This window comes from Burkholderia sp. KL41 (genome assembly GCF_057005415.2).
In genome coordinates this window covers 707,352-724,839 of the sequence record NZ_CM174447.1, presented here as the reverse complement: position 1 = coordinate 724,839, position 17,488 = coordinate 707,352, and the positions used below count along the sequence as shown (strand labels likewise).

Annotated in this window: 15 protein-coding genes; 3 read left to right on the top strand and 12 right to left on the bottom strand. The window is 67.2% G+C overall.

The genetic code is table 11. The features are described 5' to 3' along the window. Positions 1 to 85: 85 nt before the first annotated feature. The 7 genes from PQB87_RS20835 to PQB87_RS20805 form a co-directional block, all read right to left on the bottom strand. Positions 86 to 1,276, bottom strand: coding sequence for an HlyD family secretion protein (locus PQB87_RS20835; protein ID WP_233344254.1), 1,191 nt, complete (start codon positions 1,274 to 1,276; stop codon positions 86 to 88). After that, positions 1,276 to 3,126 (bottom strand): efflux transporter outer membrane subunit, encoded by a 1,851-nt coding sequence (locus PQB87_RS20830; RefSeq protein WP_489243662.1) that lies wholly within the window; start codon positions 3,124 to 3,126, stop codon positions 1,276 to 1,278. Before PQB87_RS20830 ends, PQB87_RS20835 begins: the two co-directional genes overlap by 1 nt. An 8-nt stretch (positions 3,127 to 3,134) precedes the next feature. Then, positions 3,135 to 4,085 (bottom strand): glycosyltransferase family 2 protein, encoded by a 951-nt coding sequence (locus PQB87_RS20825; RefSeq protein WP_489243661.1) that lies wholly within the window; start codon positions 4,083 to 4,085, stop codon positions 3,135 to 3,137. Positions 4,086 to 4,095: 10 nt separating this feature from the next. Next, positions 4,096 to 5,697, bottom strand: coding sequence for a DHA2 family efflux MFS transporter permease subunit (locus PQB87_RS20820; RefSeq protein WP_489243660.1), 1,602 nt, complete (start codon positions 5,695 to 5,697; stop codon positions 4,096 to 4,098). Next, positions 5,694 to 6,977: a glycosyltransferase gene (locus tag PQB87_RS20815; protein ID WP_489243659.1), complete on the bottom strand. Its 1,284-nt coding sequence runs from the start codon at positions 6,975 to 6,977 to the stop codon at positions 5,694 to 5,696. The genes PQB87_RS20820 and PQB87_RS20815 overlap by 4 nt, the downstream gene beginning before the upstream one ends. A 17-nt stretch (positions 6,978 to 6,994) precedes the next feature. Further along, positions 6,995 to 7,564: a methyltransferase family protein gene (locus PQB87_RS20810; protein WP_059862067.1), complete on the bottom strand. Its 570-nt coding sequence runs from the start codon at positions 7,562 to 7,564 to the stop codon at positions 6,995 to 6,997. A 67-nt stretch (positions 7,565 to 7,631) separates the two neighbouring features. After that, positions 7,632 to 8,534 carry an alpha/beta fold hydrolase gene (locus PQB87_RS20805; RefSeq protein ID WP_059620296.1) on the bottom strand — a complete coding sequence of 301 codons (903 nt, stop codon included), beginning with the start codon at positions 8,532 to 8,534 and terminating at the stop codon, positions 7,632 to 7,634. Between the two features lie 719 nt (positions 8,535 to 9,253). Between PQB87_RS20805 and betI the strand changes: the two genes are divergently transcribed. From betI to betA, 3 genes are read left to right on the top strand one after another with little or no spacing between them, the layout of a single operon-like run. Then, the gene (gene betI, locus PQB87_RS20800; RefSeq protein ID WP_021160333.1) at positions 9,254 to 9,838 is read left to right on the top strand and encodes a transcriptional regulator BetI; all 585 of its coding nucleotides are present in this window, start codon (positions 9,254 to 9,256) and stop codon (positions 9,836 to 9,838) included. A 32-nt stretch (positions 9,839 to 9,870) separates the two neighbouring features. Continuing rightward, the gene (betB, locus tag PQB87_RS20795) at positions 9,871 to 11,340 is read left to right on the top strand and encodes a betaine-aldehyde dehydrogenase (RefSeq protein WP_489243658.1); all 1,470 of its coding nucleotides are present in this window, start codon (positions 9,871 to 9,873) and stop codon (positions 11,338 to 11,340) included. Positions 11,341 to 11,365: 25 nt separating this feature from the next. Next, positions 11,366 to 13,066, top strand: coding sequence for a choline dehydrogenase (betA, locus tag PQB87_RS20790; protein ID WP_489243656.1), 1,701 nt, complete (start codon positions 11,366 to 11,368; stop codon positions 13,064 to 13,066). 84 nt (positions 13,067 to 13,150) lie between these two features. Here betA and PQB87_RS20785 read toward each other — a convergent pair whose 3' ends face one another. From PQB87_RS20785 to PQB87_RS20765, 5 genes are all read right to left on the bottom strand, one after another. Beyond that, entirely contained in the window at positions 13,151 to 14,437 is a 1,287-nt protein-coding gene (locus PQB87_RS20785; protein ID WP_489243654.1) for a type II toxin-antitoxin system HipA family toxin, read from the bottom strand. Continuing rightward, entirely contained in the window at positions 14,430 to 14,747 is a 318-nt protein-coding gene (locus tag PQB87_RS20780; RefSeq protein ID WP_059687001.1) for a helix-turn-helix domain-containing protein, read from the bottom strand. The genes PQB87_RS20785 and PQB87_RS20780 overlap by 8 nt, the downstream gene beginning before the upstream one ends. A 414-nt stretch (positions 14,748 to 15,161) precedes the next feature. Further along, positions 15,162 to 15,752 carry a dual specificity protein phosphatase family protein gene (locus tag PQB87_RS20775; protein WP_111939251.1) on the bottom strand — a complete coding sequence of 197 codons (591 nt, stop codon included), beginning with the start codon at positions 15,750 to 15,752 and terminating at the stop codon, positions 15,162 to 15,164. Positions 15,753 to 15,765: 13 nt separating this feature from the next. Then, the gene (locus PQB87_RS20770; RefSeq protein ID WP_059589780.1) at positions 15,766 to 16,260 is read right to left on the bottom strand and encodes a hypothetical protein; all 495 of its coding nucleotides are present in this window, start codon (positions 16,258 to 16,260) and stop codon (positions 15,766 to 15,768) included. Continuing rightward, positions 16,257 to 17,399 (bottom strand): MGDG synthase family glycosyltransferase, encoded by a 1,143-nt coding sequence (locus PQB87_RS20765; protein ID WP_059687002.1) that lies wholly within the window; start codon positions 17,397 to 17,399, stop codon positions 16,257 to 16,259. Before PQB87_RS20765 ends, PQB87_RS20770 begins: the two co-directional genes overlap by 4 nt. Between the last annotated feature and the right edge of the window lie 89 nt (positions 17,400 to 17,488).

Sequence of the window (17,488 nt, the reverse complement as noted above, 5' to 3'; positions counted from 1 at the left end):
AAACGATGGAAAGGTTTCGCGGGCGGCGTGACGCGCGGGGGGCGGGCCGGTCGTCGCGATCGGCCGCCCCTCTCCCGGGCAGGCGCTACCCGCCCTGATTCTCGCGAATGATCGTGGCCGCCGCCGCTTCCGCGTCGCTCGCCACCCCGTCGTGCACGCGCGTGCTGACGGGCGGCGTCGGCGGCTCGCTGTCGAGCGCGTGGCCGTTGCGGTCGTGCGTGTCGACCGTCGCGCGCATCGACAGCCCGACGCGCAGCGGATGCGCGGCGAGATCGCGCGGCTCGAGCGCAATGACGACCGGCACGCGCTGCACGACCTTGATCCAGTTGCCGGCCGCGTTCTGCGACGGCAGCATCGAGAACGCGCTGCCCGTACCCGCCGAGAAGCCCTGCACACGGCCGCGATAGGTCACGCGCGAGCCGTAGAGATCCGACACGACCTCGACCGGCTGCCCGATGCGCATGTGGCGGATCTGCCCTTCCTTGAAATTCGCCTCGATCCACAGCTGGTTGAGCTGCACGATCGACATCAGCGGCACGCCGGGCCCGACCTGCTGGCCGACCTGCACCGAACGCTGCCCGATCGTGCCGTCGACGGGCGCGACGATCGTCGTGCGCTTCAGGTTGCGGTACGCGAGCTTGAACTGCGCGGCCGCCTGCACGACGGCCGGGTTTTCGTCGACGGGCAGCCTGGTGCCGAGCGCGCGCGCCGCGTCGAGCTGCGCCTGCGCGGCCGCAAGATTCGCCTGTGCACCGGCGACCGCCGCCCGGGCACGGGCGAGTTCCTCGGGTGCGACGATCTCGACCGATGCACCGGAGCGCGCGGCGAACGCACGCTGCGCGAGCGACAGGTCCGCGCGCCGCGCGTTCACGGCCTCGACGTACATCGTGTTCGAGATCTTCGCGTTCGCGACCTGCCGCACGGCCTGTGCGAGCTGCGCCTTCGCCTGCGCGAACGCGACGGACGCCTCGGTGTCGTCGAGCTTCACGAGCGTCTGGCCGGCGCGCACGGCCTGCGTATCGGCGACCACGACGTCGGTCACCGATCCCGGGATCTGCGCGGCGACCTGCACGATGCTGCCGGCCACGTACGCATCGTCGGTGTCTTCGTAATAACGATCGCTCAGCAACCAGTATGCGATCCATGCAAGCGCGGCCACCAGCACGACCGCGAAGAACACGATGAAGCGCTTGCGACGCGTCGCGCGGCGCGCGTCGAGTGCAGGATCGTTCAGTGCGGCCGGCGGCGCGGCGGTATGTAGGTTGTCGTGGTGCATCAGTCGCTTTGCGTAACGATCAGACGATCGTGCTGGAACAGGGGGATCGGCGGCATGACCGACAGGCTCGGCGCCGGAGTCGCGGCCGCCGTGCGCGCGGGAACGGGGGTGCCGCGAGGCGTCGCGCCGACGGCCGGCGTGCGTGCCGTGTCGTCGCGTCGTGCGGCCCCGGTATCCGATGCGACGACGACCTGCGGGACGGCCACGCTCCGCGCACGCGCATCGGCCGACGGCCCCGCCACCGATGTGCCCGCGTTCGCGGCGAATGCGGTCGTGGCGGTGGCAGCGGGTGCGACGGTCGACGCACCTCGCTTCGCCGCCCCGCTACGCGCCCGATGCGCGGCCGGCGCCTGCGCAACCGTCGCGCCCGCATCGAATCCGCCGCCCAACGCACCGACCAGCCCGACACGCAGCGTACGCTGCCGGCCGAGCAGCGCGATCAACTGCGCGCGCTCGTCGATCAGCGTGAGATCCGCGACATCCACGTCCTTCTGCATCAGCACGCCGCGCCGATGGCGGTCGGTCGCGATCTGCACGATCTTTTGCGCGGCCGCGACCGCATCCTGCTGCTGCGCGACGAGCGTCTGCGATGTCTGCAGCGACGTGACGAGCTGCGCGACCTGCCCGAGCGCGTCGTCGACGGTCTTGTTGTACAGCCCGATCGCCACGTCGGCCTGCGCGACGTCCGCACCGAGCTTCGCCTTCAGCCGGCCGCGATCGAAGACCGGCAGCGAGATCGCCGGGCCGACCGAACCGGCGAGCGCGTCGCGCGAGAACAGCGATGCGGGCGTCAGCGCGAACACGCCGCCGAGCGCGACGAGGTTCACGTCCGGATAGAACTGCGCACGCGTCGAATCGGCATTCGCGAACGCGGCTTCGACGCGCAACCGCGCGGCGACGATGTCGGGCCGGCGGCCGAGGAGACCGGCCGGCAGCCGCGCGGGCAGCGCGCCGCCGGCAAATGCGCCCACGCGCGGCCGCTGCAGCGCGAGCCCGCGCTCCGGGCCGCGGCCCGACAGCACGCCGAGCTGCAGTTGCGCGAGCTTGATCTGCTCGTCGTTCTGCGCGATCTGCGCGAGCAGCTTGCTGCGCTTGATCGAGGCATCGCTCGCGTCGTATGCGTTGTCGAGCCCGCGCGCGGTGCGCTCGCGCAGCACGGTCGTCACGCGCTGGCTCACCTTCAGCTTCTGCTGCAGCAGTTCCTGCGTCGCATACGCCTGGTCGAGCTGGCAGTACACGGTGACGATCGCGACCGCCAGCGTGAGCCGCACCTGCTCGGCCTCGACCCGCGCCGCTTCACGCAGCGACATCAGGCTCTTCGTCGCGGCGCGGTTCTTGCCCCACAGGTCGAGCTGGTAGTTGAGCCCGACGAACACCGACGACGGCGATACGTTCGGATCGCCGAAGATCTCGACCGGCACGCGATAGCCGCCGACCGACACGTCAGCGACGTCGTCGCCCGGCTTCGGCATCCGCGCGCGGCTGACCGTTGCGCCGGCGGTGCCCGTCAGCCCCGTCAACGAATCGAACTGCTGAAGCTGCGCCTGCGCGATCCGCAGCCGCGCCTGCGCAACCTGCAGGTCGGGGTTGTTCTGCGATGCCTCGGCGACCAGCGCGTCGAGCTGCGGATCCTGCAACTGCTTCACCCAGTCGGGCGCGGGCCACGCGCCGTTCACGCCGGGGCCGGCCGTCTGCGCGAGCGCATCGTCGGCCGGCGCGTGCAACGACAGCGACGGCAGGAAGCCCGTCGGCACGCATCCGCCCAATGCCAGCGACACCGCCGCGGCACCGATCACCGCGCCGCCCTTCATGCGATGCGCCCAACCCGTCGCTTGTTTCACACGCCGCATTTCGCTCCTCATCCCTGCTGAATGCGCTGCTCGACGCGCCGCGCACGCTCGGCCAGCCGCGGCCGCGTGCGCTCGAGCGGGCCGAGCCGGCCGAACAGGCCGTCCGCGATGCCGAACAGGATGCCGGCGAGCTTCGCGCGCTTGTCGTGTTCGACGAGCGCGATCTGCACGACCTGCCACACGGTCAGCAGGTTCGGCACGATCGCCACCGGAAAGCGCAGCCCGTACTGCATCCCGAGCTGCACCGCATTGCGTGCGCTGTAGTAGCGCCGTTGCCACGAGTGATTCATCGACGTCATTTCGAACGGGCCGATCGCGTGGCGCTGCTTCGCGCCGATCCGGTGCGGCAGCACCAGCGACGGCACGACATAAAGCGGCACGTTGCGCGCCAGTGCGCGAAAGCTGTACTCGGTGTCGACGTGATCGATGAACAGCGTCTCGTCGAAGCGGCCGAGCACGTCGAACGCATCGCGCGACACGACGCAGCCCGACGAGATCAGGAACGCGCAACGCTGCAGCGGCGCGCCCGGCTCGATGCGCAAGCGGCGCAGCCCGATCCCGTTGGTCGAGAGTTCGGGCAGGAAACTGCGCGCGTTCTCGTCGAAAATGCGCGGGCCGGCCAGGAACGCACGCCCCGCGAGCCCTGCGCAGACGTCGCGCATCGCGGGGAAATACGCGGCGGGCACGGACGAATCCTGGTCGAACAGCGCGACGGCGTCGACGCGGTCGCGAAACAGCGCCGCGAGGCCCGCGTTGTACGCGCCGGCAATGCCGCCGCGATTGCCGTGATGCAGCAGCGCGATGCCTTCCCTATCGCACAGCGCGCGCGCCCGCGCATCGGGCTGCGGCGTGTTGTCGACGACGAGCAGCGCATCGCACGCGTGCCGCCAGGTGCCGAGCGCGTCGAGCTGCGCGTCGCTCGGGTGATACAGGATCACGAGTGCGCCGAGTGTCGTCATGTTCCTCTCCTCAATGCCCGAACGACGCGGCCGCGCCACGCTTCGGCCGCGTCAGCCACATCATCGCCGCGAGTGCGAGACACGTCATGCTCGCCATCCAGAACATGTCGTTGGTCGCCATCATGTAGGCCTGCTGCATCACGACCTGGTGCAGCGTCGTCAGCTCGCGCACGCCGTCCACGCCCATCGCGTTCAGCGTGTGCACGAAGCGCTGCGTGTTCGCCGATGCGTGCGTGACGGATTGCGACACGACGTCGTAGTGATAGGTCGCGCGGTTGTCCCACAGCGTCACGCTCATCGCGGTGCCGAACGCAGCCGACAGCGTGCGCAGGAAGTTCGACAGGCTCGACGCGGCGGCAAGCCGGTCGTCCGGAATGCGCGACAGCGTCGCGGCCGTCAGCGGAATGAAGAAGCACGGCAGCCCGATCCCCTGGATCAGCCCCGGCGCGGCGATCTGCGCGAACGTCATCTTCAGCGTGAAATGCGCATCCCATGCGAGCACGGCCGCGAACACGAGGAAGCCGAAGGTCGCGAGCACGCGCGCGTCGAAGCGATGCGCATGCAGCCCGACGAGGATCGAGAACACCAGTGCGAGCACGCCGAGCGACGCCGTCGCGAGCCCCGCGTGAAACGCGTTGTAGCCCATCACGGCCTGCATCCACAGCGGAAACACGACGCCGACCACCGAGAAGCTCATCATCCCGAGCGAGATGATCAGCACGCAGAACGAGAACGTGCGATCGCGGAACAGGCTCAGGTCGACGACGGGATGCGCCTCGCCCGCCTCCCAGATCAGCAGCGACACGATCGCGAGCCCCGCGACCACCGCCAGCGTGACGATCAGCGGCGACCCGAACCAGCCGCGATCATGGCCGAGATCGAGCATCGCCTGCAGCGAGCCGACGCCGATCACGAGCAGCACGATGCCCGGCACGTCGATCGGGCCGGCCGTGCCGCGTTGCGCGTCGGGGCGCAGCATCGCGGTGCAGACCGCGAACGAGAACAGCCCGATCGGCAGGTTGATCAGGAAGATCCACGGCCACGAGAAGTTGTCGACGATCCAGCCGCCGACCACCGGCCCGAAGATCGGCGCGAGCAGCACCGTCATCGCCCACAGCGCGAGCGCGATCGTGCGCTTGTCCGGCGGGAACGTGCGCAGCAGGATCGTCTGCGACAGCGGCACCATCGGCCCCGAGCACAGCCCCTGCAGCGCGCGGCAGATCACGAGCACGTGCAGGTCGCGCGCGAGCCCGCACAGCAGCGACGTCAGCGTGAACAGCAGCACCGCGCCGACGAACAGCCGCAGTTCGCCGACGCGGCGCGCGAGCCAGCCCGTCAGCGGCACCGCGATCGCGGCCGCGACCGAATACGAACTGATCACCCACGTGCCCTGGCTGTTCGAGACGCCGAGACTGCCGGAAATGGCCGGCACCGCGACGTTCGTCACGGTCGAGTCGAGCACCTCGATGAAGGTCGCGAGCGACAGCGCGAACGTCAGCAGCGCGAGCCGGATGCCGCGCACCGGCTGCGCGACCGGTTCCGACGCCGGGGCCGGCGCATCGAACGCGGACGCCGCGACGGGCTCGCCTTGAAGCGGCGACGCGGTGCTCATGCGCCGGCCGCCGCGACAGCGGCCCGCGCGGTCGCCCGCGTGCGCTTCGGCGCGAACCGTTCGATGAAATCGGCGGCCGCACGACAGCCGTCCGGCGCGGCGTCGAGCAGCGCACGGGCGCGCTCCGCATGCACCGCGAACGCGGGTTCGTCGAGCACGTGCGCAAGCGCCGCGCCGAGGCGCGCACCGTCGATCGGGCCGTCGACGCGCACGCCGCAGCCGCTCGCCGCGACGCGTTGCGCGTTGTCGAACTGGTCGTGCGCGAACGGCGTGACGACCTGCGCGATCCCGGCTTCGAACGCGAGCGCCGCCGTGCCGATCCCGCCGTGATGCACGAGCGCGCGGCAGCGCGGCAGCAGCGTGCGCATCGGCACGAAGCGGCGCACCAGCAACCGGTCGCCGTCCGGCGCCGCATCGTGCGGCGTCAGCAGGATCCCGCGCGCGCCGGTCGCGCGCAGCGCGTCCGCCACCGCGCGCGCATACGCCGCGTGATCGACGAGCGTCGAGCCGGCCGTGAACACGACGGGTGGCTCGCCGGCCGCAAGAAACGCATCGAGTTCCGCATCGTCGTCAGGCACCGCGATATCGTTGAACAGCGGAAAACCGCTTTGCAGATGATTCGACGGCCAGTCCGGCTGCGGCGGCGCGAACCAGCCGGGAAACAGGCACAGCACGCCGTCGGTGGAATGCAGCCAGCGGCCCAGCACGCGCCGCGCGGGCGCGAGCCCGAGCTCGCGGCGCACCGCGTTGAGCGCGGGGCCGCATGTGCGATCGAGCACCTGGCGCTCGATCAGCGTCATCAGCGCCGCCTTCACGGGCAGCGGCCAACGCGCGGGAATCGTCAGGCGCGGGTGGGTCGGCGGCGCATACGCGGACAGCAGCGTCGACGGCGACACCTGCACCGACACATACGGCGTGCCGTGCAGCTCCTGCATGAAGCGCGCGGAGAACGCCCACAGCGTGCCGACGAGCACCGTGTCGCCGTCGGCCAGCGCACGCAGCGCGTCGTAGTGCGGGCGCAGCGTTGGCGCGATCACCTGCCACAGCGTGCGAAACGACGTGCGCGAATCCCACAGCGCGGGGTTCGCCATCGCGGCCTCGTATTCGGCCGCGGTGCCGATCGGCACGAATTCGAACCCGCAATGGCGCACGGCCGCCTCGAACGGCGCATGCGTGCAGAACACGACGTCGTGGCCGCGCGCCGCGAGTGTGCGCGCGACGCCGAGCAGCGGATGCACGTCGCCCGCCGAGCCGATCGCGGTCACGATCATCTTCGCCATCGCGCGCCTCGCGGGGATCAGTAGAAGCCGGGAATCAGCGCCGCGACCTCGCGGCGGTACTGCGCGTATGCCGGCCCGAAATACCCGGTCAGCCAGCTTTCCTCGACGCGCACCTTGTACGCGAGCGACGCGAACACGAGCAGCACGCCGATCGCGCCGCGCCATTCGCCGCCGATCAGCGCGGCGCCGACGAGCGCGATCAGGCAGCCCGTATAGATCGGGTGACGCACGAGCGCGTACGGCCCGGTGCGCACGAGTTCATGGTCTTCCTTCAGCGTGACCGACACGCTCCAGTTCGTGCCGAGATGCAGCCGCGCCCACACCGAGAACAGCAGGCCCGCGACCAGCACCGCGAGCCCGCACTGCGCCTGCAGGCCGAAGCGCTGCCAGTCGGGCACGAGTGCCTGCCACGACGGATCGGGCAGGATGATCAGCGCGCCGCCGACGATCAGCGGAATCGACTGCAGCGTGCGCGAGCGCGACGCTTCCTTGCGCACGGTCGCCTTCACGCCTTGCGAAGTGGCGATCCAGTAGGCGAGCCACGCGGCCCACGGAACGACGATGGCGATGGTCTGAACGATATTCACGGCTGGCCTGCCTCGTTGGGATGGGAATTCGGATGCGCGTTGCGTACCGGACGCACGGCGCGCGGCGTCACGACGACAGCGCGTGCATCGGCGCGGGCACGCACGCCTGCGCGGCGGCGAGCGCGATGCCGGGGGCGAGCGACGACTCGCCGCAGAAAAAGTCGAGCAGCGCCGCACGCGTGTATTCGCGCTGCGCGCGGCCTTCGATGTCGAGGAAGTGGCCGGCGTCCGGCACCGTCGCGAACCGCGCGCGCGGCACGTGCGCGCCGAGCTGGCGCACGTCGGCGGGCGTCGTGTATTCATCACGCTCGCCGTTCAGGAACAGCAGCTCGCAGCCGATGTTCGAGAACTCGCTGAGGTAGCGCTCGGGCTGCAGCGACAGGATCTGGTCGACGTGGAACGCGACCTGGTCCTGCTCGTCGCGCGGCAGGCGCGTGAGATAGCGGTAGTTGTACAGCTTCATGATGCGCGGCAGGTAGCGGCCGACGGTGTCGTTCAGCAACTGCGCGGCCTTCAGGTTCTCGCCGGCCGCGATGTGGTCGCGGGCGCGCGTCACGTAGTCGACCATCGCATCGTTCAGGAACGGCGAGAACGAGCAGATCGCCGCGCGCCGCACGCTCGGGCAGCCGCGTGCGAGCGCGAACAGCGACGCCACGCCGCCCCACGATACCGACACGAGGTAGGCCGGCGCGAAACGCTCGACCAGGTACTGCAGGATCGCGGCTTCGTCGTCTTTCGTCAGGATGAAGCAGCCCGGGTTGTGCTGGCGCGACTGCCCCGCGTAAGGCAGGTCGAAGCAGATCGTGTTCATCCGCTCGCCGAGATACTGGACGGTCTGCCCGAACGACGCGGTCGTCGCGAGCGCGCCGTTGACGAGCATCGCCGTGTCGAACGCCGGGTCGAACACGTTCCGTTCGACGTAGACCTTCAGACCATTCGGTAGCGGGACCACGTGTTTTTCGGTCAGCATCGTCGTTCTCCGGTGGATGCGGCGTCTCGACGTCGCGGCATGCTGCAGGTGCGCAATGGCTGCGCCGGTTTTCGCGCGCAATCCGAATCGCGCGGTTGGCCAATGCACCGCGGCAATACCGGCGGCATCGATTCATTCCTCGTAGTGCGGCGCCATACTAATACGGACAATATTACTGACTCAAGTCATTCCAACGATACCCTCTACTCTGTCAGGAAATACCGCCGCTTCAAATTATTCCGTCATTTTTTATGGTAAGCGGAATCCTTTCGAGGGTGACCGCAATCGTTTGCGGAGCGCCGGCCCAAGCCCGCCTTACCATGCATTATTCATTGCAAATCAATGACTTGATCCGTTTCATTCGCTTATTTCAAACGGATTTTCATGAATGAATCGTGACGTCGTTTCTTCGTCCGACTTCGATATTTCACCGAATATCACATAGCTCAATATTCTTTCATTCCGTAATCGCTTCGACACCCGCAACGATTAACCGGATTGATTGCCGACTTCAGAAAGCGTTTTAAACAAACTTCTGTTTTCTTAACCATCTTTCGATTATTTTTCCGCACCTGCACAACGCTCGGCCGACTGCCCTTTCGTCTGCCCGGCAACCGTCGTCACCGTCAGACCCCGATTTTTTGTTGATTGAACGATCAATAAAAAACCGCTAAGCTCTCGACTTCCATGGACGGCCCGTCCGGGCGAAGGGAGTCGCGATGCCGAAAGTCGGAATGCGGGAGATTCGCCGCGCACAGTTGATCGACGCCACGCTGCGTTCGATCGACGAAGCGGGCCTGCCCGGCACGACGCTCGCGTCCGTCGCGCAGCGCGCGAACATCTCGACGGGTATCGTCAGCCACTACTTCGGCGACAAGGACGGCCTGCTCGAAGCGACGATGCGGCACGTGCTGCGCGACCTGTGGTCGGCCACCACGCGCCGCCGCGTGGCGGCACGCAAGGACCCGCGCTCGCGGCTGCGCGCGATCGTCGCCGCGAACTTCGACGACACACAGGTGAGCGCCCCCGTCATGAAGACGTGGCTCGCGTTCTGGTCGCAGAGCATGCACGACCCGATGCTCAAGCGCCTGCAGCACGTCAACACGCGGCGCCTCCATTCGAACCTGTGCGCGGAATTCGCGAAGGCGTTGCCGCGTACGCAAGCGCGCGAAGCCGCCAGCGGCCTCGCCGCGCTGATCGACGGCCTGTGGCTGCGCGGCGCACTCGCCGGCGGCCCGATCGACACCCGGGCTGCATTGAAGCTCGCCCACGATTACATCGACCTGCTGCTCGCGTCCGACTGACGCGCGACGCAGTCGCCCTCAAGGAGATCCTCATGTCCGTATTCGGTTTGCAGCGCCTCTACATCGGTGGCGGTTACGTCGACGCCACGAGCGGCAAGACTTTCGACACCTTCGACCCCGCCACCGGCGAACTGCTCGCGCAGGTGCAGCAGGCCAGCGCGGCCGACGTCGATCGCGCGATTGCATCCGCGCAGGAAGGCCAGCGTGAATGGGCCGCGATGACCGCGATGCAGCGCTCGCGCATCCTGCGCCGCGCCGTCGACCTGCTGCGCGAGCGCAACGACGAACTCGCGGCGCTGGAAACGCGCGACACGGGCAAGCCGATCGCCGAGACGCTCGCGGTCGACATCGTCACCGGCGCGGACGTGATCGAGTACTACGCGGGCCTCGCCACCGCGATCGAAGGGCTGCAGGTGCCGCTGCGCGCCGAATCGTTTGTCTACACGCGGCGCGAGCCGCTCGGCGTGTGCGCGGGCATCGGCGCATGGAACTACCCGATCCAGATCGCGTGCTGGAAGACGGCACCCGCGCTCGCGGCCGGCAACGCGATGGTGTTCAAGCCGAGCGAAGTCACGCCGCTCACCGCGCTGAAGCTCGCGGAGATCTACACGGAAGCCGGTGTGCCGGCCGGCGTGTTCAACGTCGTGCAGGGCGACGGCTCGGTCGGCGCGCTGCTGACGGGCCATCCGGACATCGCGAAGGTGTCGTTCACGGGCGGCGTCGAGACGGGCAAGAAGGTGATGTCGCTGGCCGGCGCATCGTCGCTGAAGGAAGTGACGATGGAGCTCGGCGGCAAGTCGCCGCTGATCGTGTTCGACGATGCGGATCTCGACCGTGCGGCCGACATCGCGGTCACCGCCAACTTCTTCAGCTCAGGCCAGGTCTGCACCAACGGCACGCGCGTGTTCGTGCACCGTTCGGTCAAGGACGCGTTCACGCAGAAGGTGCTCGAACGCGTGAAGCGCATCCGCGTGGGCAAGCCGACCGACGCCGATACCAACTTCGGCCCGCTCGTATCGGCCGCGCAGCTCGACAAGGTGCTCGGCTTCATCGAAAGCGGCAAGGCCGAAGGCGCGAAGCTGCTCGCGGGCGGCACGCGCCTGACGGACGGCCACTTCGGCGGCGGCCAGTACGTCGCGCCGACCGTGTTCGGCGATTGCCGCGACGACATGAAGATCGTCCGCGAGGAAATCTTCGGGCCGGTGATGAGCATCCTCGATTTCGAATCGGAAGACGAAGTGATCACCCGCGCGAACGACACGCACTACGGGCTCGCAGCCGGCGTGGTGACGGAGAACCTGTCGCGCGCGCACCGCACGATCCATCGCCTCGAAGCCGGCATCTGCTGGATCAACACGTGGGGCGAATCGCCGGCCGAGATGCCGGTTGGCGGATACAAGCAATCCGGTGTCGGACGCGAGAACGGCATCACGACACTCGAGCACTACACTCGAATCAAGTCGGTGCAGGTCGAGCTCGGCCGCTACAACCCGGTGTTTTAAGGATCACGAAAGGAGATTGACCGTCATGACGACACGCGAATACGACTACATCATCTGCGGCGCGGGTTCCGCGGGCAACGTGCTCGCAACGCGCCTGACGGAAGATCCGGACGTGACGGTGCTGCTGCTCGAAGCGGGTGGCCCCGACTACCGCTTCGACTTCCGCACGCAGATGCCGGCGGCGCTCGCCTATCCGCTGCAGGGCCGCCGCTACAACTGGGCGTACGAAACCGACCCCGAGCCGCACATGGACAACCGCCGGATGGAATGCGGGCGCGGCAAGGGGCTCGGCGGCTCGTCGCTGATCAACGGGATGTGCTACATCCGCGGCAACGCGCTCGACTACGACAACTGGTCGACGCACAAGGGCCTCGAGAACTGGACGTATCTCGACTGCCTGCCGTACTTCAAGAAGGCCGAGACGCGCGACGTCGGCCCGAACGACTATCACGGCGGCAGCGGCCCCGTGTCGGTCACGACCAGCAAGCCGGGCGTGAACCCGCTGTTCGAGGCGATGGTCGACGCGGGCGTACAGGCCGGCTATCCGCGCACCGACGACCTGAACGGCTATCAGCAGGAAGGCTTCGGCCCGATGGACCGCACCGTCACGCCGAAGGGCCGCCGGGCGAGCACCGCGCGCGGCTACCTCGACCAGGCGCGTGCACGGCCGAACCTCGAGATCGTCACGCATGCGCTCGCCGACCGCATCCTGTTCGACGGCAAGCGCGCATCGGGCGTCACGTACCTGCGCGGCAACGAGCGCGCGACCGCGCACGCGCGCCGCGAAGTGCTCGTGTGCAGCGGCGCGATCGCGTCCCCGCAACTGCTGCAGCGCTCGGGCGTCGGCCCCGGCGCGTGGCTGAAGGAGCTCGACATTCCCGTCGTGCTCGACCTGCCCGGCGTCGGCCAGAACCTGCAGGATCACCTGGAGATGTATATCCAGTACGAGTGCAAGGAACCCGTCTCCCTGTACCCGGCGCTGAAGTGGTGGAACCAGCCGAAGATCGGCCTCGAATGGATGCTGAACGGTACGGGCCTCGGCGCGAGCAACCACTTCGAGGCGGGCGGCTTCATCCGCACGCGCGACGACGACCTGTGGCCGAACATCCAGTACCACTTCCTGCCGGTGGCGATCAACTACAACGGCTCGAACGCGATCGAGATGCACGGCTTCCAGGCACACGTGGGCTCGATGCGCTCGCCGAGCCGCGGCCGCGTGAAGCTGCGCTCGCGCGATCCGAACCAGCATCCGAGCATCCTGTTCAACTACATGGCCGAAGCGCTCGATTGGCGCGAGTTCCGCGATGCGATCCGCGCGACGCGTGAAATCATGCGGCAACCCGCGCTCGACCGCTATCGCGGCCGCGAGCTGAACCCGGGCGCGGACTGCAAGACCGACAAGGAACTCGACGCGTTCGTGCGGGCCCGCGCGGAAACCGCGTTCCATCCGTCGTGCTCGTGCAAGATGGGTTACGGCGATATGGCGGTGGTCGACGAAGAAGGCCGCGTGCACGGGCTGGAAGGGCTGCGTGTGGTCGATGCGTCGATCATGCCGATCATCACGACCGGCAACCTCAATGCGCCGACGATCATGATCGCGGAGAAAATCGCGGACAAGATTCGTGGCAAGCAACCGCTCGCGCGCGTGGACGTGCCTTATTTCGTCGCGAACGGGGCGATGGCGCGGAATGTCGCGAAGGCCGTGCGGCAGCCGGAGACGGTTTGACGACGGCGGACGCACTGTCCGCTCATCAATATACTGACGAAGCGCCGCCGACAGGGCTTGTCGGCGGCGTTTTTACGTACATCCTCACCGGCGAGCGCGACCCACGGGAGCCTGGCGAAGCAGGCCAACGTTCTCGTTGATGCGGCCCTGGATCGTGCGCAGGGTATCTCGAGTAATGATCCGCGGGTACATGTTCTCGGCCATGTCCGAGAATTGACCGGCCACTTCGCACATGTCGTCGATCATCCTGCCGGCAACGTCCTGGGGCACTTCGGCTTCCTCGGCAAACCGAAGCATGTGCGTGCGGGAAATCTCCAGTGCCTCACCCATCACGTCCATCTGGTGATATCCACCGGGCCCCTCGCAGAAGGTCACATCGTAGGCCGGCGCCAGTCTCCACTGACCATTTGGCGCCATGACGTAGGCGAAGTTCTTGGGATGGTCGTCGCGGTTGTTGAACGCGACGTTGAAGACGGCGCGCTCGAAGGCCCTCCTCATCTCTCGCACGTCGTTGGTACAGATCCGCGTCGCCCACAAGAAGTTGAGGTAGTCCAGCGAACCCGCATGCCGGTAATCGGCCCCCGTAAACGCCGCGAGACTCTGCATGGGGACACGCGATCCCTCATGCCGATCAAAGCGCTTGCTGGCGAACGCCGCCAGCCCATTGGGCAAACTGAAGTACTGCGTGTCCGGAGTCTCGATGCCACATCTGCGCAGACATTCGGCGTAGACCATCTCGATGGCGCACACCTCGGCGTGCTCGTCTCTTGCGGGGAACTTGACCAGCCAGGCTTCGAAGCCCGGTGTGGCGGCCGTGGTCAACCCGCCGGTTTGCGGATCGCGATAGATCAGGACCTTGGGCCTTGCACCTTGGGGCGAGCCGCCCACCCGCAGCAACGTCTGCAGGAACTCCCCCCCTTCACCATGGAGCACGTCCTGAACTTCGGCAGCAAGCTGTTCCAGCGGGATGTGGACGTCCGGCGCCTCTCCTTCGGGTGCGACGGGTTCGAACGCCATGGCCCCCATCGCGTTGCTGCCGATACAGGCCAACCGCTCCAGGGCGCCAATGCGCGCCGTGTTGAGCCCACGGCGCCGGAACATACGGTCCATCAGCAGCATGCCCCACCCGTCCGGCAACGCGTCATAGACAGGCCCCGGCAGTTGCAATTGATGAACCGGGAAATCTCGCCGCAACCGGGGGCCCTCCAGCGGCAATGTGTACAAAGACAGCTCCAGGCCCCTCTGCCTCGCCTCGTTGCTGTACTCGAACACGATCAGGGGGCGACCGGTCAGGGCAGTCGTGGAGACCAGCGTGCCCCAAAGCCACCGCTCCCCCCAGCCCTCGTAGAAAACATTCACTTGTTCAGGCATCGCCGGACTTCCTCCTCGTACGGAGGCGCTTGGCTGATTTCTCGTAGCGCAGAATGTCCTCGATGCTGTCCAGCTTTGGCTGGAACAGGCCTTCGAGCTCCTTGATTCGGCCGAGCGCCATCGCCACCCGGACCACGGCCTCGAAGCCGACATTGCGCCCGGCCTCCAGGTTCGACACGGTGTTGGTCGCGATGCCGGCACGCCCGGCAAGATCCGACTGCGTCATGCCCACAGCCAGACGCTCGGTGCGCAGGCGCTCGCAGAGTCGCTTGACGACCTCGCTCGGTTTGCTGAAGCTTAAATCCAACATAGTGTGTCTTACACCCTATCCATGCCGGTTAACACCCAAAATTATAGAATTAACGCTACCTTGGCTCAAGGAGATTAATTCTTTAATTCTGCGTTTTATCGGCAAAATTACCAACTTAGCCACAATATGTTGGATTTAAGTAGCTTCCCGTCAAAGATGCGGTCGATCAGATCGCCCCGGGGCTGCGCGAACGATCCGGGGCCATGCAGAGGTCGGATCCCGTGTTGCACGGGTGCACGGCCTTGTTCGCGCCTCTTCGAGGATCGTGGTGGGGCTGACTGGCTGCTTGGACTTTGCTGCAGCTCGTGGGTGAAGAACCCGCTGCATGCCGGGAAAGTCGGCTTTCTGCTGCTGCAGCGTAGACGAGCGCTGAGCACTACGGTGACGTCGGGAGCTGGTCCTCGCAGGTCGGGCTCAACCGCTATTGACCTCCTGCCGCAACCGCTCGACATCCACGCGCTTCAGATAGTTCGTGATGTTCTGCCAGATCGGATGGAACCCGTAGCCGCCATGCTGCAGCTCGTCGATCGCCTGCTCGCGCGTCCAGCCCTGGTACACCATCCGGTACAACGCCGACACGAGGCCGGTACGATCGGCGCCGTGCTGGCAGTGGATCAGCACCGGGCCGTCCTGGTCGGCCGTACGCAGCGCCTTCAGCGCCGCGACCATGTCTTCGTCGCGGATGTCCCAGGTGTTGATCCGGATGCGCTGCATCTTGATCTGCGTGCCGGCCAGGATGCTGTCGTCCGCGTGAAACGAACGGAAGCTGATGACCTTGCGAATGCCGAGCTTCTGCAGTTCCGGCACATCCGCGCGCGACAGCTGCGCACTGCGGTACAGCGTCGGCGTGATGCGATGCAGGTTGTTCACATGCGCATCGGTCACACCCTGCGCCCATTTGATCGGCCTCGGCCGGGCAGACACCTCGGAGGCCGGGTCCGCATGGGCCGGCTGCATGAGCCCGGCGAGCGTGACGGAGAGCGCGGCAATGAAGGCGAGTTTCATGTCGGGTCGGGGATCAGTAGAACGCGCGCTTGCGCTCGCGGGAAAGAATGAACAGCACGATCGCGGCGGCGCTCATCGTCCAGTAGTCGGTCGGTGCCACGCCGAACCAGTGGATATGCCACGGCACGTTGGCGGGATTGAAGCGGGCGAGACCGTAGGCCGGATTCAGCACGAACCACAGGAAATCCTCGGTCAGCCAGAACACCATGATGCACGCGACGATCCGCGCTTCGATGCGCCACGACCACCGCCCGTTGAACACGGCCGGCCAGTGAAAGAACAGCGCGACGAACGGGAACACCCACGCGTGGTAGCCGGTCATCGGCCGCCCGCCCCAGAAGATGTCGAGCAGCCAGTGATGCTCGATGCGCCACGTCGGCAGGTTGGCCGCCCAGCCCGCGCTGCCTTCGATCTGGATCTCCACGTTCGCGAAGAAATACGCGAGCAACACGACCCATGCAACGACAAACAGCGTATGGCGCGTCGGCACGAAGCGCGCGACGCTCATGCGGCAGGCTCCAGGCCCAGCACGCGATCGAGCACGAAGCGGCCGGCGAGCGGCCGGCCGAGCGGCGCGAGGCGGCGGCGCATGTCGGCGAGACGCTCCGGCGCCTGCAGCAGCGCGCGGATCCGGTAGACGAGCGCGTCGTCGTCGATCGCCTTCAGCGCGACACCCTGTTCGAGCAGGAAATCCGCATTGCGCTCTTCCTGGCCCGGAATCGGCGAGTTGACGATCATCGGCAACTGCATCGCGAGACATTCGGACGTCGTCAGGCCGCCCGGCTTCGTGATGACGAGGTCGGCGCAGGCCATCAGGCGCTCGACCTGCTGCGTGAAGCCCTGCGGAAACAACCGGCCCGGATGTTGCGCGGCCAGTTCCTGCAACGACGCCAGCATCGCCTGGTTCTTGCCGGCCAGCGCGATCAGCTGGAAGTCGGCGTCCATCCCGAGCAGGCGCGCCGCCAGCACGTCGAGCCCGCCGAGGCCCGCGCCGCCGGACATCATCAGGAAGGTCGGGCGCGCGGGATCGAGGCCGTACTCGGCCGCACAGGCCGCGCGATCGAGTGGCTGGCCGAACGCCGGCATGATCGGGATGCCGCTGACGTGCACCGTTTCAGGCGCCATGCCGCGGGCATGCATGCGCCACGCGATCTCGTCGTTGGCCGCGAAATAACCGCGCATGTTCGGCACGACCCACATGCTGTGCAGGTCGAAATCGGTGACCTGCACCCACACCGGCGTGTCGACGCGCTCCTTGCGGATCTCGCGCGACAGCAGTTCGGCCGGCAGGAAGTGCGTGCAGATGATCGCGTCCGGGCGCTGGCGTTCGATCTCCGCGAGCAGCGCCCGGCAATTGAGCCGCTCGATCGCACGCCGGATCTTCTGCGACGGGGCGGCGGGATCGACTTCGTCCGTCTTCTGGTACAGGTAGCCCCACAGCGCCGGCTGGCTGCTGACGAGCTTGATGTAGAGATCGGTGTACAGCTTGCGGAAGCCGGTGGACACGAAATCCATCACGTCCAGGTGGGTGGCTTCGATGCCGGCGGGATGGTGGTCGGCGAATGCGCGGATCGCTTCCGCTGCTCGGGTATGGCCGGCGCCCGCGCTGACGCTCAGGAGGAGGATTTTCTTGTTTTGCTTTGACATCTGACTGACCGTTTCGATGAAGGTGGTCGGAACGCGGGTTCGCGGCGGCGCTCTCACACGGCGGCTGTTTGCGTCCGGCTTACAGCAAG

What these genes read in the sequence shown, in the direction of transcription:
- PQB87_RS20825 (WP_489243661.1), bottom strand. Translation starts at nt 4,085, where the DNA reads ATGACGACACTCGGCGCACTCGTGATCCTGTATCACCCGAGCGACGCG.
- PQB87_RS20770 (WP_059589780.1), bottom strand. Translation starts at nt 16,260, where the DNA reads ATGAGCGTCGCGCGCTTCGTGCCGACGCGCCATACGCTGTTTGTCGTT.
- PQB87_RS20820 (WP_489243660.1), bottom strand. Translation starts at nt 5,697, where the DNA reads ATGAGCACCGCGTCGCCGCTTCAAGGCGAGCCCGTCGCGGCGTCCGCG.
- PQB87_RS20775 (WP_111939251.1), bottom strand. Translation starts at nt 15,752, where the DNA reads ATGAAACTCGCCTTCATTGCCGCGCTCTCCGTCACGCTCGCCGGGCTC.
- PQB87_RS20765 (WP_059687002.1), bottom strand. Translation starts at nt 17,399, where the DNA reads ATGTCAAAGCAAAACAAGAAAATCCTCCTCCTGAGCGTCAGCGCGGGC.
- PQB87_RS20835 (WP_233344254.1), bottom strand. Translation starts at nt 1,276, where the DNA reads ATGCACCACGACAACCTACATACCGCCGCGCCGCCGGCCGCACTGAAC.
- PQB87_RS20805 (WP_059620296.1), bottom strand. Translation starts at nt 8,534, where the DNA reads ATGCTGACCGAAAAACACGTGGTCCCGCTACCGAATGGTCTGAAGGTC.
- betA (WP_489243656.1), top strand. Translation starts at nt 11,366, where the DNA reads ATGACGACACGCGAATACGACTACATCATCTGCGGCGCGGGTTCCGCG.
- PQB87_RS20780 (WP_059687001.1), bottom strand. Translation starts at nt 14,747, where the DNA reads ATGTTGGATTTAAGCTTCAGCAAACCGAGCGAGGTCGTCAAGCGACTC.
- PQB87_RS20785 (WP_489243654.1), bottom strand. Translation starts at nt 14,437, where the DNA reads ATGCCTGAACAAGTGAATGTTTTCTACGAGGGCTGGGGGGAGCGGTGG.
- betB (WP_489243658.1), top strand. Translation starts at nt 9,871, where the DNA reads ATGTCCGTATTCGGTTTGCAGCGCCTCTACATCGGTGGCGGTTACGTC.
- PQB87_RS20815 (WP_489243659.1), bottom strand. Translation starts at nt 6,977, where the DNA reads ATGGCGAAGATGATCGTGACCGCGATCGGCTCGGCGGGCGACGTGCAT.
- PQB87_RS20830 (WP_489243662.1), bottom strand. Translation starts at nt 3,126, where the DNA reads ATGCGGCGTGTGAAACAAGCGACGGGTTGGGCGCATCGCATGAAGGGC.
- betI (WP_021160333.1), top strand. Translation starts at nt 9,254, where the DNA reads ATGCCGAAAGTCGGAATGCGGGAGATTCGCCGCGCACAGTTGATCGAC.